The sequence below is a fragment of the Paenibacillus sp. DMB20 genome (genome assembly GCF_000987955.1).
Classification (GTDB): Bacteria; Bacillota; Bacilli; order Paenibacillales; family Paenibacillaceae; genus Paenibacillus_AQ.
In genome coordinates this window covers 75,877-101,595 of the sequence record NZ_LAZU01000017.1, presented here as the reverse complement: position 1 = coordinate 101,595, position 25,719 = coordinate 75,877, and the positions used below count along the sequence as shown (strand labels likewise).

The window sequence follows — 25,719 nt, the reverse complement described above, 5'->3', positions numbered from 1 at the left end:
TATTTTCTACTATTCCTCATTATGTTTCATCGGCAAAATGGAGTTTCGATTACACTTTCACTAATTTATTCACATATGATCGCTGCCCGCCAGCTCCAAAAAATGATCATTTTCGACTGGGATGGTGGTCTGGATGATCCCTCACAGAATCCGCCTTACAAAATAAAAATGGGGGCGTCCCAGGTCCATGGACCCTTGGGACGTCCCCTTTAACCTCCGATTTACTCGGACAGTTCGTCTTCCTGCACAAAATTCAGCACCGCATCGTCGACGGCCGCGGTCGTGCCGAGGTCAGGATGAGCGGACAGCTCGACTTCGCAAGATTCCGGACAACCGTGCAGCTCCAACAGAACCAGCTCGTTCTGCCCTTTGCGGAGCAATGGACCCGGAATGTACAATGCCCGCTGCGGTCCGGCATTCCAGTATCGGCCAAGATTGAAGCCGTTGATCCAGGCTACCCCTTTGTTCCAGCCGTCAAAGCGGAGAAACGTATCGCCGATCTCCTCCGCCTCGAAGCGCCCGCGGTAAAATGCCGGCGTCCCCGGCTGCTCCGCCGTCTCACCGTTCGGTTTGCCGTACATCAGCGAAGCCAGCGTCTCCGGCTCCAACGGCAGCGTGCGGACCGTCCAGTCATACTGGAACTGATTGTCGATCCGGACCCCTTGCGTAATCCCCTTAGGGTCCCGAATGAGCGGTCCGTAATTAACCCGCCCCATGTTTTCGACGAGTATGTCCAACCTCGCCCCTCCGGCCGGGACCGAAATATCCAGCGGCTGCGGATTCCATCGCTCAACGACCCCAAGCGCCTTTCCATCGAGGAATACTTGGGCCCGGTCCCGAACTTCCTGAATGTACAGCTTCTGTCCCTTACGCGGTCCCTGCACATAAGTACTGTACAAAATAAAACCGTAAGACTGTCCGAATTTCTCCATCGGCTCAATGTTTACGCTTTTCACCGGTTGGGATAAGGCGTCCAGATTGAAGCCCGCGAACAGCTCCGCTTGTTCCGTCAGGGCAACCTTTCCGTAAGCAGTTTTCGGGATCGGCTCAGGAAACGGGCAAGACGGAGCAAAACCGTGCTTGGAAAGCACCCTCCGGACAGCTTCGAACTTCTCCGTCCGGTCCCCCCATTCCGTCAGCGGGGCATCATAATCATAACTGGTCGTCGTCGGCTCGTAGGCCGCCGCATGATTCGCTCCGTTGTAGAAGCCGAAATTGGTTCCGCCGTGGAACATGTACATATTGATGGACGAGCCATGCTCCAGCATTTCGTCCAGAACGCCGGCCACATCCTCCGCATCCCGGACATGATGATCCTGCATCCAGTGGTCGAACCAGCCGTTCCAGTATTCCATCACCATAAGCGGCTCGTCCTTGCGGTATTCTCTGTACTTGGCGAATGATTCCTCCACGCGCGAACCGAAGTTGACTGTGGCATGCACATCGTCCAGCGTTCCGCCCAGCAGCATCTCATCGGTAGGGCCGTCGGAAGTGAAGAGCAGGACATCGATCCCACGATTTACCAATCCGTCCCGCAAATAGCCCAGATAAGCGCGGTCATTGCCGTAACTGCCGTATTCGTTTTCCACCTGAACGGCCAGAATCGGCCCGCCGTGGGTGGACAATAGCGGAACCAGACGCGGAATCAGTTCGTCGTAATAACGGTCCACCTTGCTCAAATAGAGCGGATCGCAGCAGCGGAGCTTCATATCCCCGTATGCCAGCAGCCAGCCCGGCAAACCGCCGAACTCCCATTCCGCGCAAATGAACGGACTCGGTCTGACAATGACGTGGAGCCCGAGCTCTCCGGCAAGTTTAATGAACGACACGATATCGGCCATGCCGGTAAAAACGAACTCTCCCTCTTTGGGTTCATGCACGTTCCAGGCGATATAGGTCTCAACCGTATTGAATCCGCAGGCTTTCAGCTTTAACAGACGGTCCTCCCAATACTCCGGTACCACCCGGAAATAATGGATCGCTCCCGAGATGATCCGGTACGGCTCCCCGTCCAGCAAATATTGTCCGTTGCTCCAAGTAAGTAAACTCATTGTAGTAACCTCCGCTTAATAATGTATGGGATTCATGACCGATAGGCTGTAACGCTGCTATGAACCCAAGGAAATCGTGATCGTTTCTCCCTGCCGCATAGAAAACGTGTACCTGCATCCCGCTTTCCTCACCGGTACGGAAGGACGGTCGGCGGCTGAGACCACCAGAGGATCCGTGCTGTATAACGTGCATTCTCCGGTCTGGGCGGCGCAAATCTCGGCCAATTCCAACCTGCCGTCTCTCCAATCCATATGAACGGTGAATCCTCCCCTGGCCCGAAGCCCTTTGGCCGAACCGGAAGGCCAACGGGAAGGAAGGGCCGGCAGCAGACGTATTTCTCCCCCATGGGATTGAAGCAGCAGCTCCTGGATCGCGGCCGCTCCTCCGAAGTTGGCGTCAATTTGGAAAGGCGGATGGTCACCGAATAAATTCGGATGAACCGCTTTGGCGAGCAGCTCGCGAAGACTCTCATGGGCTTTGTCCCCATTGCCGAGCCTTGCCCAGAAGTTCGTGATCCAGGCCTGGCTCCAGCCGGTGTGTCCTCCACCGTATTTCAAGCGGCGCTCCAGCGTTCGTTGTGCGGCCTCAGCCAGTTCGGGCGTCCGGTGGGGAATGATCTGCTCCCCCGGATGCAAGGCAAACAAATGGGAGATATGGCGATGCCCCGGTTCCGCCTCTTCATAATCAACGGCCCACTCCATAATTTGGCCATAACGGCCAATCCGGGGCGGGGCCAGTTTGGACCGGGCATCTCTCCATTCCTCCGCAAGCTTGTCATCTGTCCCCAGCTCCTCGGCCGCTTCGATACAGGCCGTGAACAGCGCGTACACAATTTGCGAATCCATGGAAGGGCCGGAGCATAAACCCCCTGACTGCCCGTTATCCGTAATGTAGCTGTTTTCCGGCGAAAGCGATGGCGAGGTGACCAGAAATCCGCTGCCATCTTCGACGAGATAGTCAAGGAAGAATAGCGCGGCTTCCTTCAGCACGGGATAGGCCCGATCCCGCAAAAAGTCCTCGCAGCGGTTATACCGGTAATGCTCCCATAAATGGAGGGCCAGCCATGCGCCTCCCGTGGGCCAGAAAATCGCGGGCGTCCAGGCCCCGAACAATCCGCTCTCCGCCCACAGGTTTGAGGAGGAATGGGCCGTGAACCCTCTTGCATGATATAAAGCCGCAGCGGTTTTACGCCCGTTCGCGGCCAGGCGGTCAATGAAATCGAACAACGGTTCATGGCATTCAGGCAAATTGCCCGTTTCCGCAATCCAGTAGTTCATCTGCAGATTGATATTCAGATGGTAGTCGCTCTCCCAAGGCGGCGTAAAGCTTTCATTCCAGATGCCCTGAAGATTGGCCGGCAGGCTGCCGGGTCTTGAGCTTGCGATCAGCAAATAGCGCCCGTATTGGTAGAACAGCGCTTCCAGCGAGGGATCCTTTCCCCCCTGCCTGTAAAGCCGAAGGCGCTCCGAGGTCGTTATCGCCCTGTTTGCTTCGTCAAAGGCCTCCTCAGGCGAAAGGTTCAGCGAAACCCGGTCAAACAAGGCGCTATGATCCCGGATATGCGCTTCTCTCAATTGTTCGTAGGAAAGAGAAGCCGCGGACTCCGCCTGCCGGATGGCTTCGCTCAAGGGATCCTGGCAGCGGAACGAGGTTTGTGCCGCGAGAATCAAAGTCACGGCATCCGCCCCGCGGATATCCATATAATTTCCGACCCTACGGCACGATCCCCCCGAGATGCTGGAGCTCAGAACCGTCGCATACCTGACGCCGTCCGCTCCGCAGCTTCCCTCCATCATTAGCAAGCGGTCATGGCTATGCTTGATCTCTCCGTCAAACGGCCGTCTGCTTAAGCGAGCGGCGAAGGAGATCGCGCCCGGTTCGGATGCCGTTAGCCGGACCACAAGCACCTGATTTACGGCGCTGGCGAATATTTCGCGGTTAAATTGAATGTTTCCGGTCCTGAAGGTTACCGATGCCATTCCCTTCCCCAGGTTCAACTCCCGCCGGTAATCCGAATAATCGGGAAGGCCATGATCAAACTGGAGCCTCAGATCGCCCAACGGCTGGTAAGGCCCGAAATACTGCGGAATGTTGGTGAGGTGCAAAAGCGCCTCTCTCTCGGCTTCCCGGGGTTTGCCTTCGCGCAGCAGCCTTCTGATCTCCCCCAGCTTGCCGGCAGCTGCCGGATTATCGCCCTCCCTCGGCCCGCCGAACCAGACCGAATCTTCATTCAGCCCGATGCGCTCGCTCGATACATCGCCAAAAACCATGGCACCCAGTCTGCCGTTGCCGACCGGGAAAGCTTCCGTCCAAATACGGGCCGGCTCCTCTTCCATCAGCCTGCAGGTTTCGTTAATCATTGTCCTCCTCCTAAATATCAATCGTTTTTTTGCCGCATTGCCGCCCTGCTACCTAAAGCAGGAATAAAAAGAGCCGTCTCACGTGGTCGCTACGATCCATGGAGACAGCTCTTCGAAAGGCAGACATTAGGGGTTCTCCCCGTTTCGACAATCAGGGTAACGGCGTGCCGGTCCTGCCTATTTGATTACCCCTTTTTCATTGATTAATTTCGTGGCTTCGTCAACCATCCATTTTTGCACGTCCTCGATCGGTTCGTTATTCAGCATGAATCTGCTGAAACCGTCATCGATCACTTTCGTAACTTCCGATGTTACCGTCGCCATGACTTCCGGAGCGTCAAGGTATTGGATTTCGTCGTCAAACAACGTATATTTGAGCGAATCCATATCGTACATATTTTCCTTGCCGGCAACCAACTTGTTCAACAATTCTTCGTTGTTCGCCTTTTTGTAACCGGAGAATTCAGGTCTGTTATCCGAGTCGGCCGTGGACATAAATCTCATCAGCTTGAAAGCCGCTTCCTTGTTCTCGGAGTTCGCGCCCATCGCCACCTGGCTGCCGCTGGTGAAATATTTGCCTTCATAGCCCTTAGGTTCCGAGCCTTTCGGAGGCACCGGTACCGGAGCAAAGGCCGTTTTGAAATCGTGAGGGTACTGCTCGGTGTTGCCCGGATCCGCAATCGTCCAGTTGCCTGTCAGAATCATGGCCGCTTCTTCATTGAAAAATTCGGTGCGGTAGTTCAGTTTTGCCGCCAGAACGTCCGCATAAGGTTTTGCGGATTTGTCGACCGTTTCCATGTCCTTGCGAAGCTGGAAGAAATACTTGTATGTCGGGTCGGACAGAATCGTTGTTCCGTCATCGTACAGGAACGGATCTTTCATCATGGTTTGCGCCGGAGCGTTCATGTACAGTTCCCAGGTATGGAAGTACGTACCGTAACGTTTGTCAACGCCTTCGCCTTTGTTCAGCTTCTTCGCGTATTCCCGGTAATCGTCCCATGTCCAGCCGAATTTCGGAACTTCCAGTCCCGCTTCGTCCAGAGCGTCCTTGTTGAGCATCACGTAGTTTACGCTCTTTGTATACTGCATGCCGTAATATTTGTCGCCCACCTTCGGATTCACATAGTACTCATCCTCAGGGACAAGCTTTTCTTTTTCATAGAATTCGTTAAGCGGCGCCAAAGCTCCGCGGGTGGCCCGTTCCAGCACCGCCCCCACGCTCGGCATTTGCACAACGTCGATCGCTTCGCCGGAAGAGATCAGGAAATCGAGCTTTTTCAGCATTTCCACGGAATCGCCGGGAACGAGCACCACATGCTCTACTTTAATATCGGGGTTCTGAGTCATGAATTCCTGCAGCATGGCATCCGTGCCTACAGCCTGAGCTTCGTTATCCCAGTTGTAGTACTTGATGGTGACCTGCTTTCCGGAATCGGCGCCGCCTTCATTTCCGCCTGATGCGGAACTGTCGCTTGACCCCGAATTTCCGGAATTTCCGCAGCCGCTGAGTATCAAGGAGACGGCCAGAATCATTCCGAGGAACATAGACAATCTTTGTTTGACCTTTTGTTTCATTTTACTTCCCCCTGCACTGAAAATTTAGGTGTTAGTGCTGTTTACACTGTTCATTATAGGCAGCCGCGTGACGGGTCAAGTGCAAAATTTTGATATTGTACGATTACTTTTTTGACTTTTTCAATCTATCGGATTTCCGCCATGAAACGCTGCGATCAACCTTTTACGCCGCCCAGGGCGATCCCGTTGATAACTTGCTTTTGCAGGGCGATGAATACGATCACCAGCGGAATAATGGCCGATACAGCCGCCGTCATCATAATCGCATAGTTGTTCGTGTAATCGTCCCGGAACAGCGTCATGCCGAGCGGATCGTGTATAGATCCTTGTCCAGCAGGAAAATGAGCGGGTTCTGGTAATCGTTCCACGTCCAGATAAATTTGATGATGGCTACCGTGGCCAGCACCGGCTTGCACAGCGGAACCATGATCGACCAGAATATTCGGGAATGGCCGGCGCCGTCGATCTTGGAGGCTTCCATGTATTCATCGCTGATGCCTGCCATAAACTGGCGCAGCAGGAACGTGAAATAAATCGAAAACATGCTCATGAATATGATTGCGGCGTGGGTATTGTAGAGACCAAACCAGCGAATCAACAGAAAACGCGGTATCAGCGTAGCTTGATCGGGAATGATCATAAAGGACAGCAGCGCCACAAATACCAGATTCCGTCCCTTGAATTGGATCTTCGTCAGGGAGTATGCCGCCATGGACGAAATGATCAGCGTGATGCAGGTCGTGATAATGGCAATCTTAAATGAATTGAGGTAAAAATCCGAAAAAGGAACTCTTCCCATCCAAACCATTTTAAAATTATACGCCACATTAATCTTCTCGGGAATCCATTGAATCGGGAAACGCATCACATCTTTTTCATACTTGAAGGCTGCCGAAATCATCCAGATCAGCGGAACCAGGAATACGATGGACAACGCTCCCATAAAAACGGTTATGATCAACTTGGACATATTTTTTTGAATAAGCTGCATCGTGGTTTCCCCCTCCTATTCTTCGTTTCTAAATTTCCAGGTGACTGCGGTAATCAGGCCGATGATGGCGAACAGCAGCCAGGAGATGGCCGAAGCATAGCCCATATTGTAATATTTAAAGCCTTCCTCATAAATCCGGAATACCAGCACGGTCGAGGAGTTGTTCGGTCCGCCCTCGGTCAAAAAGGCGATGACGTCAAACACTTTAAACGAGCCAATCAGCATCGTAATGAGCAGGAAGAACGTCGTCGAACGAAGCATCGGTACCGTAATGGAGAAGAATTTCTTGAACACGCCTGCCCCGTCAATTTCCGCAGCTTCATAGATTTCGCTCGAAATATTCGTCAGACCGGCCATGTAAATAATGATGGTGTAGCCAAGGCTGGCCCAGGAGCTGATAATCGCAATCGACAGAAGCGATGTTTTCGGATCCACCAGCCATTTCGGAGGATTGGATATCCCGATATCCATCAGAAACTGGTTGATCGGCCCCAGGGAAGGGTGAAACAAAGCGCTCCATACCGCTGCCACCGCGATAATGGACGAGATATAAGGGATAAAGAACGCAACCTTGAAATAATCCTTGAAAAACACGCTGTTATGAATCAACGCCGCCAGTACCAGAGCGATCGCAATCGGTATAGGTACGGTAAGGACCATATAGATCAAATTGTTCTTGAGCGCCTGCATAATGGTCGGATCCTGGAACATTTGGATGTAGTTATCGAGTCCCGTGAACTTGATGCCTTCGACTCCCGACAGAAGATCCCAATCGGACAGGCTCAAATAAAGAGAAAATCCCAGCGCAAACACGTTAAGGAACAGCATCCCGATGATCTCGGGGGCCAAAAAGAGCCATCCGGTCAAAGCCTCTTTTCTATGCGGAGTCCAAAATTTTCGCGCTTCTCGTTTATTCTCCGGCACAGTTTGTTTTATACTCTCCACGTTGTATCACCTCGGCAAATGAAATATGTCATTATAGTAATTCATCCTCTTGCGTCATGAAGGAGTGATTATGACCAGCGGCGTGCAAGATTTTGACCTTTATTGGAACCGTCATAAAAGTCAAAAGGACCTGGAAGCAGGAGCGGCATCTACCCGGATATCGGGACCGGGTATTTTAAACAACCAGAAGCCAGCGCCTGCAGGCACTGGCTTCTGGTTGAAATATATAGGATGGTTCAGTAAATCATCTGCGTGCCGAATGCCTTGCCTTGTACTCGCTTGGCGTCGACCCGATATATTTTTTAAACACTTTCGAGAAGTAGGTTCTGTCCGAATAGCCCAGTCCCACCGCCAGCGATTCCAAATTCTGGCTGGACATTTTCAACATTTTGGTAGCTACTTTCATCTTGTGCTGATGCACGTAGTCCGTAAAAGTCAGGCCTGTCATCCGCTTGAAGTAGCGTGAGAAATAGCTCGGATTCAGAAACAGGTAGCGCGCCATGTCGATGGAGGTAATATTATCGGCAAGGTGCTGGTCGATATATTGCTGGATCACCTGGAGCTTGGGTTCCTGCACGGGACTCCCCGTTCCCTTATGCCGGCTTCTCATGGCCAGCATGAATTTCCTTTCCACCAACTCCATTGCATCCTCCAGCGTCCGGGTCCGTGCAAGATAGGCAAACAGGTCCTCCTCAAACTTCAGGCTGGAAAAAATGACCTCGATTCCCCGCAGCATAAAGGAAAGCTCCCGGATAAAGTCGCCCGGAACGACGGACATCTCACGGGCCACTCCGGCGATTTCCTGCAAAGTGTCGTGGATTCCTTCCAAATCCTCCCGGATGATCGCTCGTTCCAGCTCCGAAACATAGCTTTCCAGAAACCCCTTGGGCGCCGGCTGGAAGATTTGCGACGTGACATGCAGCGCATCGGAAACGATAAAGTCCGGACTCTCGTAAAACTCGCACTTCCCTCGAACGATATGCTGATATACCGGGCCGATTTCTTTCAGCTCCACTTTGTCCGTGACCGTTATGACGCTTGGCTGAAGCTTGAGGAAATGGGAGCACATAAAGCGCAGCCGCTGCAAATAATCATGAAGATGCTGGTTGGCGTTTTGCGCAAGATTCAGCCGAAAATTATAAAGGATCACGATATTATCCTGCTCCAGAAAAGGGGTTATCCCTTCGCTCGTTTCGGACAGTTCCAGGGCAATATTGTAGATGGCATATAAGATCAGCGGATATTCGCTTTGATTGTACCGGTTGTCGAAGCTGGAAAAGTGTATGCTGACGATCCCCAGCATAAACCACGGATAGTTCCAGGAAATGCCGATTTGCCCCGCATAGGCCACCGTCGTCTCGGATGGGGCTCCGCCGATTACCCTCTGCAGCAGATCCTTCCGGAACAGCTGGCTGCTGCCGCTCGCCGCCTCGCGGTTAATCAGTCCGGCCCTTGATTTCAGCAAGCGTACCGATTTGTTCAAACTTTGCGTGAGCTGCTCTGCCGTAAGCTGATCCTTGATCAGATAGTCGTCGGCCTTCAGCTTGACTGCCTGCTGCGCAAATTGGAAATCCTCATGACAGGTCAGAAATATAACCCTTATATCCGGCTTCAAACCGATAAATCGGTCAGCCAGCTCGATTCCGTTCGTTTGCGGCAGGCCGATATCCGTAATCACGATGTCGGGCTGCACTTCTTCAAACATATGCAGCGCCTTGGCGCTTGAATAGGTACTGCCGACAATCTGCAAATGATGGGCCTCCCAGTCAATCATTTGCCGCAGCACTTTGAGCATGGGGACATCATCGTCAATGAGCATCACTCTAAACATCACAATTGCCCTCCCTCTGACGAAAAAACATGATGATTGCTGCCCGGAGGCAAATACAGGGAAACGGATACGCCGCCCTGCTCCTGGTTGTGCAGCGATAAACCCGCTGCCTCCCCGTAAGTCAGCCTTAGCCTTTGGGCCACGTTGATTAACCCGACTCTGGTATAGGCTGCATCCTGTTCGTCATTTTGATTAAGAAGCCTGCGGTTCAGCCTACCCAGAGTCTCTTCGTCCGCGCCGCAGCCATTATCCGCAATTTCAATGAGGATGCCTTCAGGGATCAGACGTGAACGAACGGAGATCCGGGGGGTCAGGTGATCGACCAGGCCATGAACGATGGCATTCTCGACAAGCGGCTGCAAAATAAGTTTGGGAACGATAAGCGCTTCGGTTTCGGGGGCCAGATCGACCTCCAGCTCCAACGGGATTTCATTCCGGATTTTCATGATATCGACGTAGTGGCCGAGCAGCCTGCATTCTTCCCGGAGGGTAGTCGGTTCATTCAGCTTGAGATAAGCCCGGAGCAGGCTCATCAGCGAATCGATGATTCCGCTGTGCAGCGTGTCTTTGTTTAAAATAAGGCTGCACTTAATCGAATTCAGCGTGTTGATCAAAAAGTGGGGGCGAATCTGCATGAACAAAGCTTCCAGCTCCATCACCCGCTTCTGTTCCTGCTCCTGTTCGATATCGTGAATCAGCCGCTGCAGCTGGTCCAGCATCGTATTCAGCGTCTGTCCAAGTTCGGCGATATCATCCTTCCCCTTTACCTCCAGCCTGGCGTCCAGATTCCCCATCCCGAACTGGCGCACAACCCGCTGGAGCTTCAGAATCGGACTGTGCAATCTTTTGGCGATCAGGATCGAGGTGCCGGAGAATACGGCACACAGCAGGAGCACCGCGGCCAGGCCGCTGTAAAAAGTCCTGGAGATTTGGCCGGACCATTCCTTCTCCGTAGCTTCGTATACAAGCTTCCAGCTGGATTTGGCGAGAACTCTGTCCGTACGGACGCTTCCTTTCGCATCCGGGCTCTCCGGGACGAGCTCCGCATTGCCCGAGATCAAACCTCCGGCGGAATCAAAAAGAGCAACCTTCCCGAAGTCCACCGGCTCAAGCAGTTTGTTGAAATAATTTTCGGATATGGAAACTAGCAGCACGGCCGTGTGCCGATTCTCGCGTCCGTCGTAAATCACTCTGGCAATGTAGTAGCTGCTGCTTCGGCCGGACCCGCTGTCCGCCATGCCGAGCCATTGCAGCCTTTCCGGTTCGTGAAGATTGACGCGCTCTATCAGTTTATGGACGCTATTGTTGATCCCCGTTAGATCCTCGGTACCGGAAGAAATCACAAAATGCTCCCGGTTGACGAGATACATGCGAATATTATTGTTCAGCGGCTTGGAGTTGATCAGGGAAAACACATTTTGCAACTGCGTAAAAAACACGTAGTCCTGGTAAGTTTCCAGCCGTTTGGTGTCTGCAAAGGCTTTCAAGTTAGCCCGGACATTGGTATCGTTTACAATAAAATGGGAAGCGAACGTCACATCGTCAATGGTCTTGTTCAGTTCGTCTATCATGACGTTCAGGAAATTCTCGTTGCTGAGCTGCAGCTTCTCCACCATCGTCTCCCGGATCAGGACGAAAGAGATGACCGAAACCGCAATCAACGGGATAAATATAAGCAAAAGAAACGACAACTGGATCCGTCTGTAGTAAGTAAATTTGAACATGCTCTCCCGCGCCTTTCCCATGCTCTCGTCTTTTCTTTTATTCTATCAGCCCGGCGTCCAGTAAGCATGCGTTAAATGATGGTTGTTATTTCCTTTTTCTCCCTGCCGCCGGCAATCCAAACGACCTCGCCGAAGATTTGCACGCCCTCTACCACGTAAGAATCGAAATGGGCGGACGGCACCTTGTGGCTGATCACGAGAGTATGCTCCTCATCCGTTCCCGGCAAGACAATTTTGCATGCAACCGCCTGGGCATCCTCCACCCGCTCGCCCGTATGGCGGAAAACCGGCACCTTCTCAACCGACAGACAAGCCGTCTCGCCGGGCTTTTGCGGGTACAGCACCTGCATGATCGATACCGTTCCTTTCCCCGTCCGGGAGTACACCGCATGCCGATTCGGCTCAATCAGGTTGTATTCGCGGGAAATAATCCCTTCGTGAATGCTGCACTCCAAACCTTCGCCGTCCACCGGAATGATGCAAAGATTGGCTTCCCGTCCGTTTTTCGTGCGGGAAATGAGCGAATCGGCTTCCAACTCCACTTCTCCCGGAGCAAAATGAAACCTCTGCGTAAAAGCATGCGTTTCCCGGCAAGTAAAGCTGTCGATCAGCAGCCAGCAATGCGGTTTGATAAAGATGATTCTCCTGAGCGGATACACCGGATCTTCCCAATGAAGGTATCCGTCATGCCCCCCCTGGACATAATCGAAGCGGGGCGTGCTGACCCATCTGCATCCCGACGGCTTGGCGATCCGGCCGAAGTCCCAAGTGCTGTTGATCTCGGTAAACCCGATGCCGTCGACCATGGTCGTATTATGGGCGGCACTCTCTTTTAACGCCTTTCTGAGCGGAGTGTGGTCGCCGTAGTTGTATCTGCCGAGATCGGTCAGAAAATCCCTGCCGTAGGCATGAAGGTCGACATGAAGCAGATCGGCGTGCCCATGGCCGCCCCCGAGCGGCCCGCAGTGAAAGTACAGGTACAGGTCCCGCTGATTCCAGCCCGAACGCATGACGAAATGGCCGGAATGCGGAAAGGAACAGGAGTGATTGGCCGGCTCCGCCGCTTGCAGCCGGTCGTAATCGCGAATTCCCTCCGTCCCGAGCAGCCAGGCATTGTCAAAGTCCATTCGCGCATATCCGCCAAAACGCAGCATGCCGTCCTGGAACAACCAAGCCGCATAAGTGATCAGCGAACGGATATCGCTGTCGTCGCTGTCGCCCAGCATGGGCTGCCTGTGATTGGGCTTCGCCCAATGCAAGGAAGCGGAGGCCATTCGATAAACCATGCTCCTGAAGCCGCCGTTAAGCTCCTCCCCGTTTAATCGTGCCACGTGAATGCAATCGAGATAGCAAGCCAGAACCTCGTGATGATATGTCGGCGACTGCTCCCAATGGATCCCGTCGGCCATCACCTGAATACGCGCCGTCTCCTGGAGCCTTTGCTCGCTTAAACGCTTCCAGTTTTCCGCAAGCGCAAACTCGGGAAAAAACATCGCCGCATGGTACAGGCCGCAGGTTTCCAGAACGCCCCAATTGCTGATCCTCTTCCAGCTCGTGAACGACGAGGCTAAATAATCCCCATGTTGATGGAGGGAAATCAGCGCTTTCGCCAGGAGCAGCGGGGTCAGCAGCGGGCTGTCTTTCACGTAACGGAGCGCCTTGATCCAGTTGACGCAGCGAAGCCCCGCTTCAATCGTGCGCCATGTCAGGTTATCGTTCGCGGGCTCTTCGGGAACGGGATTCCGGTCAATCCAGTCTTCAAGCTGGCGGCAAAACGCAGCCGCGTATTTGTCCTCCCCCGTTATCGCATATGCCTGCCCCAACGCCAGCCAGTAGCGATGGCGGTTCAGCATGTAGGCCCACTCGACATCCTGATCGGGGACATAATTCCAGTCGATTTCTCTCTCGAAGGTAACCGGTATGCGGGTCCGTTCCATATCCCACGGAAAACGGAAGAGGAACGTCTGCCGCACGACTTCATCCGACGTCTTCATCACCGCTTCCAGATCGCTTCCGCAGTTATCCTTCACGTAGGCGGCGATTCGTTCCTTCTCCCCCTCTTCCATCGACCAGCCGGGGGTACCGCGACCGACGAAATACCGATGCAGCTCAATCAGGGCTTCTTCGAGGCGGTCTTGGCTGACTGCCTCGCTTACCGGAGCCAGGGCGGGATCCTTCAGATTCAGAAGCGAAAAGACGGCATAAGGAGAGGTTTTCAGCTCGTCAGCGTTCATACCAGTACCCTCTTCCGCCATTCTCCAGCCGAATCAAGGCTTCGAGATAGAAATAATCTCCCCAGATCATGTAATCATCCGGGGACAGCCCGCCGCGGACATGGTAGGAGCCGCGTTTAAGCAATCCCTCCGCCTCTTCGCCGATCGTCGAATAATTTTGTACCAGCGAAGTCATCGATTTCATGATCTCCCGTTCAAAATAGGCCCGCTCCGGATCGCTTTCATCCATATGCCCGATCAGCTCCAGCAGACCGGCCGCGACAATGGCGGAGGCCGAGCTGTCCCGGTAGGTTTCTTCCGTTACCGGAACATTGAAGTCCCAGTAAGCGACGTGATCCTCCGGTAACCGCTCCAGGAAATACCGCGCCATCCGTTTGGACGTTTCCAGATAAAGCGGATTCCGGGTATAGCGGTAAGATAGCGCGAAACCGTAAACCCCCCAGGCCTGCCCGCGCGTCCAGGTCGATCCGTTCGTGTACCCCTGGTGCGTGGCGCCTCCGATCGGCTCCCCGGTGTTCGGATCGAAGAAAAACGTATGGTAAGAGCTGTCGTCTCCGCGTACGATATATCTTCTTGTTTTATCCGCCTGAATGGCCGCAACCTGATGGTACACGGGATCGCCGGTCTGTTGGCCGGCCCAGAACAGGAGGGGCAGATTCATCAGACAGTCGATAATGATCCGCCCGCCTTCCTTCTCGTCTCCCTCCGGCCCCCACGCTTGAATGTAGCCTCCCTTCGGGCGCCACCGTTTCAGCAAATGATCTGCGGCCTGCAGCGTCAGCTGACGGGCGTTTTCATCCTTGTCGACGATCCACTGTGCTTTGGAGGACAGCGAATACAAGAATCCGATATCGTGATGATCAAGAACCGTTTTTTTCTCAAAACGGCGCCGGAAGTCCTCTACCGTACGGGATGCCGCCATACGGAACTGCTCGTCCTTCGTATATTCATAGCATAGCCACAGCATGCCGCTCCAAAATCCGTTCGTCCAGTCGTCGTTGTCGTTCAGCAGATAAGACCCGTCCCGGCTTACGTGAGGGAATTTCGTCCCAAACCGGCCGATATTAGCCCGAATTTTATCTGCCGCATCTTTTATCGCAGTGTTCCACATGAACGCTTTTCTCCCTTCGACTTCGCTCTTCTTACGACTCATGATAAAGAGAGCGCCCCTATTGTAATAGGGGCGATTTTTGCCTTGACGTGCATTATTTTGACTTTTCTTGTTCCGGCTTGGCATCAAGAATCCGCGTCAGGATGACGAGCGCCTCGGCCCGGGTGGCTTGCGAATCCGGAACGAACCGGTTATCCTTGCGTCCTTCGATCAACCCGGCTTTTACCGCAGAGGCGATCCAGCCCTTGGCCCAGTTCGGAATGCCCGCGGCATCGGCAAAGGATAGGGAGTCCGGCCGGCCTTCTTCAAGTTGAAGCGCCTTCGCGGCCATAGTCGCCAATTCCGTTCTGGTAATGGACTTGGATGCGCGGAAAGTATTGTCGGCATAGCCGGCAATAAATCCGTGCGAAATTCCAGCGGCCACATAGGATTTGGCCCAGCCCGGAATGGACCGGTCATCCGCAAATGGCATTTCGGTCTCGGCCTTTAAACCTAATCCTCTTGCGAGCAATACGGCAAATTCCGCGCGCGTAACGGGTTTTTCCGGCTTGAATGTGCCATCCGGATATCCGGTGGCGAGACCTTGATCCATGGCTTTCTTGATCTTGTCTTCCGCCCAGTGGCCTTTGATGTCGGATATCTCGCTGTTCGTGCCGCCCGGGGCCGATCCTGAAGGAGATTGGCCCGTTTCGCTCCCGGATTGGCCCGCGGAGCCGCCGTTCGGTTTGCTGCCCTGTTCCCCCTGCGGCGAATGGCCCGAGCCCTCTCCGTTCGAAGCGCCGCCTGTTACCGTGCCTTCTCCTTTAGATTGGCTACCCCCATTGGATGGGCTGCCGCTATCCCAGCCTCCATCGGATGGGCTGCTGCTATTCCCGCTGCCGCTCGGCGGATTGCCGTTATTTCCGCCAGCCGGAGGATTGCCGTTGTTTCCATCGCCCGGAGAAGTGCCGTTATTTCCACCACCTGGAGGAGTGCCCGGGCTTTTCTCTTTCACGGTTACCACGCAGGTTGCGCTAAACGCCCCATCAAGGGACGCGGCCGTAATGGTGGCCGTTCCCGCTTTCAGGGCGGTTACGGACCCCGTAGTGCCGTTCTGCTCCAATCTGACGATGTCGCCGGAGTCCACGGTCCAGCTGAGCTCAAGAGCGGCTGCGTTGGATGGAACGGTTGCCGCTGTAAGGCTTATGGTGTCGCCCACGTTCAGCGTGGCAGCCTCCTTGTCAAATTGGATTCCTGTGGCCGGCGGGACGATCCGGAAGGTCGCCGCATGGCTTTTTCCTTGGGCGCCCGCCGTATCAATCTCCAGCTTCAGATACGGCGAAGTCTGGATGATTCGAACGGTTGAATCTTTTTTAAGCTCCTGCAGAACGACATTATCGAGCAGATCGACAACGATTTTGTCTTGTTTTTGGGTAGGATCCGCAACCGCAACCGTCAGCAAGTCGCCCTGTTTGCGCACCTGAACGGAAGCCGGACTGTAGGCACGGACGAAAGCTGAGGTTCCAGCCTCCCAGAAGTTGAAGCCATGCCAGCCGAGCTTGCGTTCTTTGACCGCGTGAACCTGATTGTTCCGGCTAATGACTTCGATATCGGGATTTTCGCTGTATTTTTCCGTTGCCGCCGGATCCCGGTTCGGCAGTATGACATAGGAATACGATGCGTCCTGCGGTTTCTTCCCGTGATCAAAGGACAGGCTGACGTAATTTTTGGTGATGACATCCGCAGAACCGCCCGTATTGATGTCCTTCCATGCCCCTTCCCTCGCTTCTCTTAATCCTTGGAGATCAGGGCTGTCCGGGAAATAATAGCCGATATCCGAGCCGGGAACATGTCCGGCAAGATGTGCCCATTTCACGCTTTTCAATGTTTCGTTCCAACCAAGGTTCGCGGGTTGTTCCACACCGTTTACGATGAATGCATTATCGCCTGCATCGGACACTTGGCGGTTTTCCACGATCGTTTCTACCGTACGGTCTTCCGGGCTCGTGATGCCGGAACCCAGCGCGACGATTTCGTCATCGAACATAAACCAGGATTTCTTGCCCTGCAGCTTGCTGCCCGTGCTTGATTCCAGGGAAAAATCCATGCCTGCCGACCCGTACAGCTTATCTATGGACGAACCGCCGACCCAAGTTTTCGGATTATAGTAAGGCGCCCATGCTTTTGGGGCCGGGGAATAGCCGTCCGTTGTCGTTCCCGCCAGACGGTACATGTCGACGGTCGGCCAGTATTGGTTGCTGAACTGCTTTAAATCCCCGTTGTACAGATTGGTCATTCCCATTCCCGTGTACCAGCCTTTGATGTTCTCCCCGTTGCCGAATTCAAACGCGGAGATTCGGTCGGAGAACAAACTGATCACGAATCCGAAACCGGGACGAAGATGGACAACCCGGTCCATGGCCGCAAAGTTCTGGTGCTTGACCTGTTCCCCCCTCGGCGTAACCGAAGGATCGTTTACAATGCCTTTGATCAGGTTCATCTCGTAAATAGGCATCCCCTCATAATAGTTCGGGAACGTCGTATCCGACAGGACCCATTCTTTGATCATGCTTTTTATTTTCGCGGATTGCTCAGCCGGCGCCCCGCCCGAAAGCCGCGCCAAAATTCGGATGACCCCTCTGCCGGTCAGGTGATCCGAATCCTTCTCCCGGGAAATGCTGCGTCCTTTTACGGCGTCCATCATGGCGCCTTTGTAAATAAGGGGCTCGAACGCATCCTCCACCCATTTGTACACGTTGTTTACATTCGGATCCGTGATTTCCCATGGCGAAGAGGTGAAAAGATACAACAGGTCGGCAATCCGTCCCACAAGCACGGTGCCGTACGCTCCGGTATAAGCGATATTGGCATGCTGGATCAACGATCCGTCCTCATAGATGCCGTCCCCGCTCCGGACATACAGAAATTCTCTTGCCATGGAAGCCCTGGCTTGCTCGATTTTCGAACTGTTTTTTCCCGCGACTCCGCGAAGAACGACAACCAGAGACTTGTCCAAAAGGTTGGCGCCGGTTTCCGTAACGTTTGCGTTCTGGACTCTCTTGGTCGGGTCCGGTACATATCTGTCGATCGCTTTGAAATATTTATCGATCTGCGCCTCGCTCAACTCGTCGTACATCAGAACGATAATGTTCATCAGCGCTTGGGGAGTACCGATCTCCCAATCCCACCAGTTGGCTCCCGAAGGCATGGCTCTTCTTTCGTTGTACTGGTTATCGTACATCCATTCGAGCGCTTTTATAATATCGTCCCGCAGCTGCGCATCCCTGTATAAGGCAGATCCCTCAGTCGAATAAGCGACCGCCATGTCGCTGATATTCGCAAAACCTTTGGTCATTTTGGCGGAATCGGTATTGGTTTTAGTACCGAGGTCCGACCATAAATAATCGGGATTCGGTGCTTTGTTCATCAAATCCCAAATCCCCGTGCTCGACGCGTTGGAGATCCGTTCACGCAGCGCCGTCATATAAGCGGAAACGTCCGGATCGTTTAAATCCATGGAGTCCCCGCCCAACAATTTGGAGCGCCATTTCAGCCTAAGCTGGCCATATGCCGCCTGCATGGCAGCCGATTCCACCATGACGGTTGCCTGTCCGCGAATGAAACCGTTGCTTGTGGCCGCCGTAATCGTAACGCTCCCGAAATCATGAGCCGTCACGATACCGTCGTATACCGAAGCCGTTACCGGGTTGGATGACGACCACACCAGTTCTTCCGACGTCCCCGGAGGCGAAAAAACAGGGGTAAAAGTAAAACTCTGCCCCTTATCCAGCGTAACGGACGCGGGCTGAAGGGTTAAACCGCTCACGCCCGTCCACTCGTGAAGACGAATGTCGTCAAACCAGGCCGTTCCCGTGCCCGTCTCGAAAAAAGGCTCGATCCTTACGTATCTTGTGTCTGCCGGGACGGTCAAGACCGCTTCGCGTAACGTCCAATCGTTGGTACCGGTCAGCTTGGCGAGTACGGGACCATCCCCCAATTTGACATTGGCCGTTGCTCCGTCCACTCCGCTTATGCTCTTGTAGTATTGCGTTCTGACAAAAACGCCGCCGCTTGAAACGACGTTGTCCGTCTTCATCCGGGCGCTGAGCTTAAAGGTTGTTCCGGCATTTATTTTGGCATTTACGGAAAGGCCCGTCCGCGAAGCAACGGCATGCTCCACTTGCACGGACCTCTCGCCCGAAGCATAAACCGCCTCATTGACGGATACCTTTCCCGAACCGCTGGCCAGCCAAACTCCCCAACCCTCAGCCTGCTTCCGATCAGTCCAACTGCTTGCGCCGGGGTAGACCACGGTCTCGAAATCCCCGTTAGGCACCAGGTTCGTCCCTGCAGTGCTGGCTTCCGCCCTGTTTACAAAACCCGGTTGGAACGATAACACCATTTGGAACGTCATGCAGACGACCAGTGCCAAGGATATTTTTCTTGTATACGCTTTCAATTTACAGTTCCTCCTCTCGTTACTAATGATAGACATCTCCTTGAAGATAACTTGAAAAGCTGGCAGGTTGCATGTCATATTTTTACTCAAAGAGGAACGATTTTGACTTTTCCCAGCCAAGCGGCTATCGATGTTTCCGAAAAAGCAGGCCGCGTGCAGCGAAAGTTCCGGTAAGATCGGGCAGCAGCGCTCAATATTGATTTCTGAATTTTCCAAAAGAAAAACCGCCAGGACACATTGCTTCCTGACGGTTGTTCCCCATATTTCATTGTGTATATTTTAACGCGCTTGAAGGGAGGAGCGCTCCCGTTTCTTTTCAGGGCCCGGTTAAAAGCACCGCCCTGTTTAGTTATTCCTGCTTCATTCCCGTGTAAATGAAGATGGCATCCCGCAAAAATTCGGCCGCTCCCGGCTGTTCCGAATCGTAGTATGCTTTGAAACGCTCGTCGTCCACATACATTTGCGCCACGCCGGCATGCGCTTCTTTGCTGTACTCGCTCCAGTAATAGGTCAGCCACTGCTTATGCAAGTCTGCAGCCTTTTGCGCCAGCTCCCCTGCCGGGTCTCCCTGCTTCAAAGCCTCGGCAAGGGTTTCCTTCACCTCGTCGGCCAGGCGCGTCACCTCTTCATGCTGCTCAGGCGTCATGTTTTTGAGCTTGGCGTTGGATTGGTCGACTACGTCATCGCCGTATTTTTCGCGTATCTCTTTGCCGTATTTATTCTCGTTATCGTCGATCATTTTCTGCTTGAATCCTTCGAATTTCTCTTGATCGGTCATTTTAATTCTCCCTTCCGTGGAAGCAATGGTTTTCTCCACGTTCGTAATCAGCAGATCCAGCTGCCGTCTTTTGTCAAGAAGCTGTTCATGGTGCTGCTTCAGAGCGTTCATGCCGTCAAAAGAAGGCGAGGTGATGACTTCCTTGATCCGGTCCAGCTGGAGCCCCAGCTCCCGGTAGAACAATATTTGCTGCAGCCGATCCACCTCCGGTGAGCCGTAGATTCGGTAGCCCGACGAGTTGATTCTTGCCGGCTTAAGAATGCCAATCTCGTCGTAATACCGCAGCGTTCTCGTGCTGACCCCCGCCAGCTTAGCCAGCTTCTGAATGGTATATTCCATGAAATCACCTCCTGACATCTTGAATGTACACCTTTACGTAACGTTAAGGTCAACCCTATATCCAAAAATATTTTTCGATCGTCTTTCGCGCGGGTTTTCCCATGCTTTCTGTTCTTCTTCAAGTTTAGTCCATTCCTTGCATCAAAATAAACAATGACCCGGGAGACGGTCGTTTTTAGAGTCAAAACGACAGTCTCCCGGGTCGGTTAAAGCACTTATTTCATGAGGGGCCCATCCCCTTCGCCTGCTGTTCAATATTCATGGTTTCCCGAAGCTTCCTCGATATCGCCATACGCCCAGTGCGACGCCGGAACATCGGTCCACGAAGGTTGGCTTACCCCCGAAAGCGGGAGGCGGTTAAACATTTTATTCAATAAAACCACCGCTTCCGCACGAGTCATGCGATTTCCGGGCCGGAAAGTCCCGTCCGGATAACCGCTGATGAGACCTGCTTGTTTGGAGGCGGCAATGGATCCGGCAGCCCAGTGCTCGTCTGCCACGTCGGAGAATGCCCCGCCGTTTGCTTGATCGGCATCAAGCTGTTTATAACGGGAAGCGATCATGGCCATTTGGGCGCGGGTCACTTCCTCATCGGGCCTGAATTTTTCCGACCCGTCACCGATCATGAATCCTTGGCGGCTCACAAACTCAATTTCCCCGGCTGCCCAGTAGGCATCATCGACATCCGCGAAACCGGACCGCACGGCCCCCTTCCCGTCATATCCCATTAATCGGGCAAGCATGGAAGCAAGCTGCGATCGGGTTAGAGACTGGCTAGGTCCGAATGTATCGTCGCCGAAGCCGAAAATGTAAGCTTCATGGGATGGCTGTCCGCCAGAGCCCAGGTCCGGAAGTTCAACCGGGTTTTGCCCTTCCCAGCGAAGAACGGCAAACGTGCCGAACTTAGGGACAGTAAATTGAACGGCTCCCTGCTTACCGGCATCATCCGCCAGCTTGCCGCGGACCACCTCACGTTCACCGTAGCTGCGTTCAACAAATACGGCCAGCGATTTCAAGAATGCTTCACGCTCTGCGGTTGAAACCGGCAGCCTTACAGCTTTGAGCGGCAAAATCACCGTGACATTCCGTCCGCTCACATTGCTCTCGATTTGAATCGGTCTTGCTACGATAGACGGCTGTCGCGACGGCGAAATTTTTTGTACCGCCGCCTCCTTCAGCGCACGTCCAAGGATTTGATCCTGCCAATTTTTGTCCTTTACCGGAATGACCCGGAAATATATATCCTTATCCAGTCCTTGAATCGAATCCTTGGAAAGCAGCATACGGACATGGTCCATATGGATTTCCAGCTCTTTCTTTCCGGATTGAAGCTCTTTCAAGGAAGCGTAAGGAATTTCCACATCGATTTGGGACACTTCATCTTTGGGATCCGGGATAACCACGCGGACCTTATTAGCCGCAGCGTTTATCGCTTTCTTTAATTCTGCGGCCGTCAATACCAACTTATCGTGTATGATGCCGCCCGTATTCTTCATTCGCTCCATGATCAATTCGGCAGCCTTTGCCGTGCCTGTGCCATGATCCACAATGACTTCTATTTTGCCGACCACCGGGGGCGTCGGGGGAATAACAGGCCCGGATGGCAATGACGGACCCGAAGGCGGCGTAACGGGATCCGGCTTGGCACGGGTTATCGTCAGCCCGTACACCTGGACAGTCCCGTCTTCTGCCGTGACCACGATTTCGATTACTTTCGCTATACCCGGCGTTAGAGAGACGCCTTTAAGCTCCGGCACGTTCGTATCCTGTCCATCCACCTTGGCCTTAGATGCGGCAGACTTATCCGCCAGCGTCCAGTTCACATCGACGGCGGCCTTAGCGTAAGGAGTATGAACCGAATAGTTTAATGTACCGCTTTGAAAATCCTTCACCATAACGCCATCGACCTTCAGGCTGTCCAGTGCTGCATTGGATGACCGCAGCAACCGTGTCACGGTCAGTTTGTAGCTTTGATGCACGTTCGGGTCCTGGGCCGTGACGATAATATCGATAACTTTAGGTACGCCCGGCACTAAAGCCAGTCCCGAAAGTTCAGATTCATCCGCATTTCGACCGTCCACTTTAATCTTCATGGTTGACAGTACATCTGCCCGCTGCGGTACTATGCTGATCCCGGTCTCGGCGTATGGCACTTGAACCGCATATTCGTAGTCATCCGGGTCGAAAGGAGGATTCAACGTGCCCGGCGTCACCCGAATATCGCTCAGCTTCGCATTGGTGGAAGCGCCCGGGCAACGTTGAGCCTATAGGTATTCGTCGTGCCGTTCTGCGCGGTCACCACGAGCTCCAGCTTCACGGTTTCCCCCTTGCCTAGAACGGACGTATATGCCCGGCCGCTGCTCCAGTCCTCTTCCTGCGTCCCCTGCTTCAGGCGCATCGAAGCCGTCGGGTCCGCAAGCGTCGGCGTGATCGTGAAACTGTCCGATTTTTCTTCCACCAACACATCGTATTCCAAAGTGGAGGATACAAACGGAGACGGCTCCAGACGGGCACCCGGCGAAACTTCAAGCGAGCCCAGGTACGCATTGCCGGACGGAGCTGCCCGGTTTATCGCCAACGTATAGGTTAAGCTTATGCTTGGGTCCTGTGCCGTTACGATAATTTCAATGTTCTTGGCCGTTCCCGGAGATAACGGCAAATCCGTTAATCTGCCCGGACTCACTTCCGCTCCGTCAACCTTTACCTTATAGGTAGCCGTAACAGGATCCCCCAATACCCAGTCCACATTTACTTTTTCTTGGGTGAACGGCACATCTACGGTGTAATCATGAAAATCGCTCCGGAAACCGTCTACCACGATTCCATCGACGCTTAAGCTGCTCAGCATTGCGTCTGTGGACGCCTGGGTGCGCATGACCGTCAGCTTGTAGGCCCTGGTCACATTCGTATCCTCGGCGGTTACTACGATTTCAATCACCCTGGGTATGCCGGGGGACAACGGCAAATCTTTCAGACCCGTCACGTTCTGCTCCTGGCCGTCCACGCGCACTTTATATGCGGCCGTACCTGGCGACCCCAAAACCCAGCTCACATCTATGCCTTCTTTCGAAAACGGCAAATCCATACCGTAGTTTTCCCGTTCGCTTCGGAAGCCGTCAATCAGGACCCCATCGACGCTCAAGCTGCTGAGCGTTGCGTCCGCTGACGGCTTCGCACGGGTTACCGTCAATTTATAGATTCTGTGAACCGCCGGATCCTGCGCAGTCACCTCAATTTCTATGGCTTTGGGCGTACCCGGTGTTAACGGAATTGCCGCCAGCTCCGAATCTGTCATCTCTTGGCCGTTTACCCTTACCTTCTTGAAAGCCAGCGAATCGGCAAGAACAGGCGTAATGCCTATCTCTGCCGCAGGGAATGGAAGTTGAACGTCATAGTCCGTTTTAGCAGGGTCGAACAAAGGGTTCAGCGTACCTGTCGTCAACTTTATATCCGCCAGCTGCGCATTCGTGGAAGAGGCGCGCTGAACGTTGAACGTATAGGTTTTCGCCGTGTTCCCGTCCTGGGCCGTTACGATGAACTGCACCCGAACACTCTCCCCTTTGCCGAGAGTGAGGCTGTAAGGATCCCCGCCGATCCACGGCACTGCTGCGGAAGCGCCTTTGATTACCCTCATTGTGGCCGTAGAATCCTCGGGCAATGGCGTCATTGTAAGGCTGGCCGTTTGCTCGTCCATCAGAACGTCGTATTCCGTTGCCGCCGGAGTAAACGGCGAAGGATCCAAAACCCCTCCCGGAGATACCTGAACCGCGCTAAGATAGGCATTGTGGGACGGCTCGATTTCATTTGCGGTAATGGTATATGTTTTTATTGAGCCGTCTGAGGCCGTAACCTGAATCTGGATAACCGTCGATCCGTCGTCTTCCAGTGCCGCCCTAACCCCCTGGCCGCTGACCGCCGCAGCTCCTCCGACTTTGATCGTCGCGCCGTCATCCTCGGTAACAGGCGTAACCGTAACCTCTGCGGTCCCGTAAGGAACCTCTACCGTATACTGCTCCTGATCAGGGTCGAAGTTCAGGCTGCCCGGGGATATTTGGAGACTGCTTAAACGATTGTTCGAGCTTAACGGGACCGTGCTTGCCCTTTTCGAAACCCCGTTTTCCCCCACTACAAATACTTGCTTATTTCCAACCGTTACATAGGTGTACTGCGCGGCATTGGCCTCTTCATTCTCTAAAGTCCACGCTTGGCCGTCTACCGAAGAGATGATCGTCTTATGGGTTCCCACCGCATAAAACATGCCCTCGCCGTAGGCAATGGAGTAGAGCTCGTTACTGGTAACGCCTGAGTATGCGCCTTCCCAAACCATCCCGTCTGCCGATTTATAAACGTATCCGTTCCCTCCCACGGCGACCAGCAGCCCCTTGCCATAGGCCATGCTGTACAGAGGCTGTTCCGGCTTTAAGTCAGGGACGGGCGACCACTGTTTGCCATCGGGAGAGGAGTAGATAACCGACTGATCATTCCGGTCCAGTCCCAAGGCAATAAATCGGCCGTTTGCGTAAATGACATGCGAAAAATATTGAAAATCCCCTAACTCATGGCTCGACCAGGCGGTTCCGTCGTACGTCACGACCACTTCGTTTCCCCAGTTGTTATCGCTCCCCACCGCAACAATGGCCGTTCCATCCGAGGCGGCGGAAAAAAAATGCGCGGAATCCTGAGCGATCCCTGCGGGAAGAAAAGCATCCCACCCTGATCCAAAAAGATCCTCCGAAGCGTTGATATAACCGTTGTTGCAGACGACATACCATTTGCCTCCTGCATAAACCGACGCCACGCCTCCGCATTTGCTAAATGTCTTCTCCTCCCAGCTTGTGCCGTTTCCCGAAATCGCATACAAGCCTCCGTCCCCTAATACTAGCCAGGAGCCGCTTCCGTACGTTACGTGATTGACATTATCGCTAAACGTGTAACCATCCGACCACAATGCCGCCGCCTGCGTCCTGGGCATCCAAAATTGAGCTCCGCTGCCGGATAGGACCAGCAGAATAATCGCTGCCATACATAAAACCCGACGGAATCTAAGACTAAGGTAGTACAATAGCAAAACCCCTTCCCCTGATAATCCTCTTCATTTCTTTAAAAAGACAGACGAGAGACGGCGTTGTTCGCCAAATCCTGCTTCATGCACCCATGCTGCTCAACTTCTCATGATTCGAAATCTCTTACCTTTCTTTTCTCTTCCAAAACCTAGAATCACTACTAAATATAAGTGATCCCGGACCGCCGGTAAACAAAAATTCGCTGGATTTCAAGATAAAAAATTTTGTTCTGTATTGTCGAAAGTATGATGTTAGGAGAACATTCGTGTGCTATAATC

At 53.4% G+C, this 25,719-nt stretch carries 12 protein-coding genes and 1 pseudogene; all 13 read right to left on the bottom strand.

The genetic code is table 11. From position 1 onward, the window contains the following. Positions 1-221: 221 nt before the first annotated feature. The gene (locus XI25_RS05960; protein ID WP_046677802.1) at positions 222-2,051 is read right to left on the bottom strand and encodes a glycoside hydrolase family 35 protein; all 1,830 of its coding nucleotides are present in this window, start codon (positions 2,049-2,051) and stop codon (positions 222-224) included. A 57-nt stretch (positions 2,052-2,108) separates the two neighbouring features. Then, the gene (locus XI25_RS05955; RefSeq protein ID WP_052759463.1) at positions 2,109-4,412 is read right to left on the bottom strand and encodes a glycoside hydrolase family 95 protein; all 2,304 of its coding nucleotides are present in this window, start codon (positions 4,410-4,412) and stop codon (positions 2,109-2,111) included. 177 nt (positions 4,413-4,589) lie between these two features. Further along, a complete protein-coding gene (locus XI25_RS05950) occupies positions 4,590-5,987 on the bottom strand; it encodes an ABC transporter substrate-binding protein (protein WP_046677801.1) in 1,398 nt (465 codons plus the stop codon). A 155-nt stretch (positions 5,988-6,142) separates the two neighbouring features. Next, a pseudogene (locus tag XI25_RS05945) lies at positions 6,143-6,978 on the bottom strand (carbohydrate ABC transporter permease). A gap of 15 nt (positions 6,979-6,993) precedes the next feature. Continuing rightward, on the bottom strand, positions 6,994-7,923 hold the full coding sequence (locus XI25_RS05940) for a carbohydrate ABC transporter permease (protein WP_046677800.1): 930 nt from the start codon (positions 7,921-7,923) through the stop codon (positions 6,994-6,996). Between the two features lie 244 nt (positions 7,924-8,167). Further along, on the bottom strand, positions 8,168-9,754 hold the full coding sequence (locus XI25_RS05935) for a response regulator transcription factor (RefSeq protein WP_046677799.1): 1,587 nt from the start codon (positions 9,752-9,754) through the stop codon (positions 8,168-8,170). Further along, a complete protein-coding gene (locus tag XI25_RS05930; RefSeq protein WP_046677854.1) occupies positions 9,754-11,478 on the bottom strand; it encodes a sensor histidine kinase in 1,725 nt (574 codons plus the stop codon). Before XI25_RS05930 ends, XI25_RS05935 begins: the two co-directional genes overlap by 1 nt. 71 nt (positions 11,479-11,549) lie before the next feature. Further along, positions 11,550-13,712 carry an alginate lyase family protein gene (locus tag XI25_RS05925; protein WP_052759462.1) on the bottom strand — a complete coding sequence of 721 codons (2,163 nt, stop codon included), beginning with the start codon at positions 13,710-13,712 and terminating at the stop codon, positions 11,550-11,552. Beyond that, positions 13,702-14,823, bottom strand: a complete 1,122-nt coding sequence (locus XI25_RS05920) for a glycoside hydrolase family 88 protein (RefSeq protein WP_046677798.1) — start codon at positions 14,821-14,823, stop codon at positions 13,702-13,704. The genes XI25_RS05925 and XI25_RS05920 overlap by 11 nt, the downstream gene beginning before the upstream one ends. A 94-nt stretch (positions 14,824-14,917) precedes the next feature. After that, complete coding sequence (locus XI25_RS31065) at positions 14,918-19,261, bottom strand: polysaccharide lyase family 8 super-sandwich domain-containing protein (RefSeq protein ID WP_052759461.1); 4,344 nt, start codon at positions 19,259-19,261, stop codon at positions 14,918-14,920. Positions 19,262-19,610: 349 nt separating this feature from the next. After that, positions 19,611-20,378 carry a MerR family transcriptional regulator gene (locus XI25_RS05910; RefSeq protein WP_046677797.1) on the bottom strand — a complete coding sequence of 256 codons (768 nt, stop codon included), beginning with the start codon at positions 20,376-20,378 and terminating at the stop codon, positions 19,611-19,613. Between the two features lie 251 nt (positions 20,379-20,629). Continuing rightward, on the bottom strand, positions 20,630-22,591 hold the full coding sequence (locus XI25_RS31060) for a cadherin-like beta sandwich domain-containing protein (protein WP_052759460.1): 1,962 nt from the start codon (positions 22,589-22,591) through the stop codon (positions 20,630-20,632). 11 nt (positions 22,592-22,602) lie between these two features. Further along, a complete protein-coding gene (locus tag XI25_RS05900) occupies positions 22,603-25,401 on the bottom strand; it encodes a cadherin-like beta sandwich domain-containing protein (protein ID WP_046677796.1) in 2,799 nt (932 codons plus the stop codon). Between the last annotated feature and the right edge of the window lie 318 nt (positions 25,402-25,719).

Bases quoted from the DNA above. Each gene is read 5' to 3' on its own strand.
- XI25_RS05960 (WP_046677802.1), bottom strand. From the start codon at position 2,051: ATGAGTTTACTTACTTGGAGCAACGGACAATATTTGCTGGACGGGGAG.
- XI25_RS05955 (WP_052759463.1), bottom strand. From the start codon at position 4,412: ATGATTAACGAAACCTGCAGGCTGATGGAAGAGGAGCCGGCCCGTATT.
- XI25_RS05950 (WP_046677801.1), bottom strand. From the start codon at position 5,987: ATGAAACAAAAGGTCAAACAAAGATTGTCTATGTTCCTCGGAATGATT.
- XI25_RS05935 (WP_046677799.1), bottom strand. From the start codon at position 9,754: ATGTTTAGAGTGATGCTCATTGACGATGATGTCCCCATGCTCAAAGTG.
- XI25_RS05930 (WP_046677854.1), bottom strand. From the start codon at position 11,478: ATGTTCAAATTTACTTACTACAGACGGATCCAGTTGTCGTTTCTTTTG.
- XI25_RS05925 (WP_052759462.1), bottom strand. From the start codon at position 13,712: ATGAACGCTGACGAGCTGAAAACCTCTCCTTATGCCGTCTTTTCGCTT.
- XI25_RS05920 (WP_046677798.1), bottom strand. From the start codon at position 14,823: ATGTGGAACACTGCGATAAAAGATGCGGCAGATAAAATTCGGGCTAAT.
- XI25_RS05910 (WP_046677797.1), bottom strand. From the start codon at position 20,378: ATGGAATATACCATTCAGAAGCTGGCTAAGCTGGCGGGGGTCAGCACG.
- XI25_RS05900 (WP_046677796.1), bottom strand. From the start codon at position 25,401: ATGGCAGCGATTATTCTGCTGGTCCTATCCGGCAGCGGAGCTCAATTT.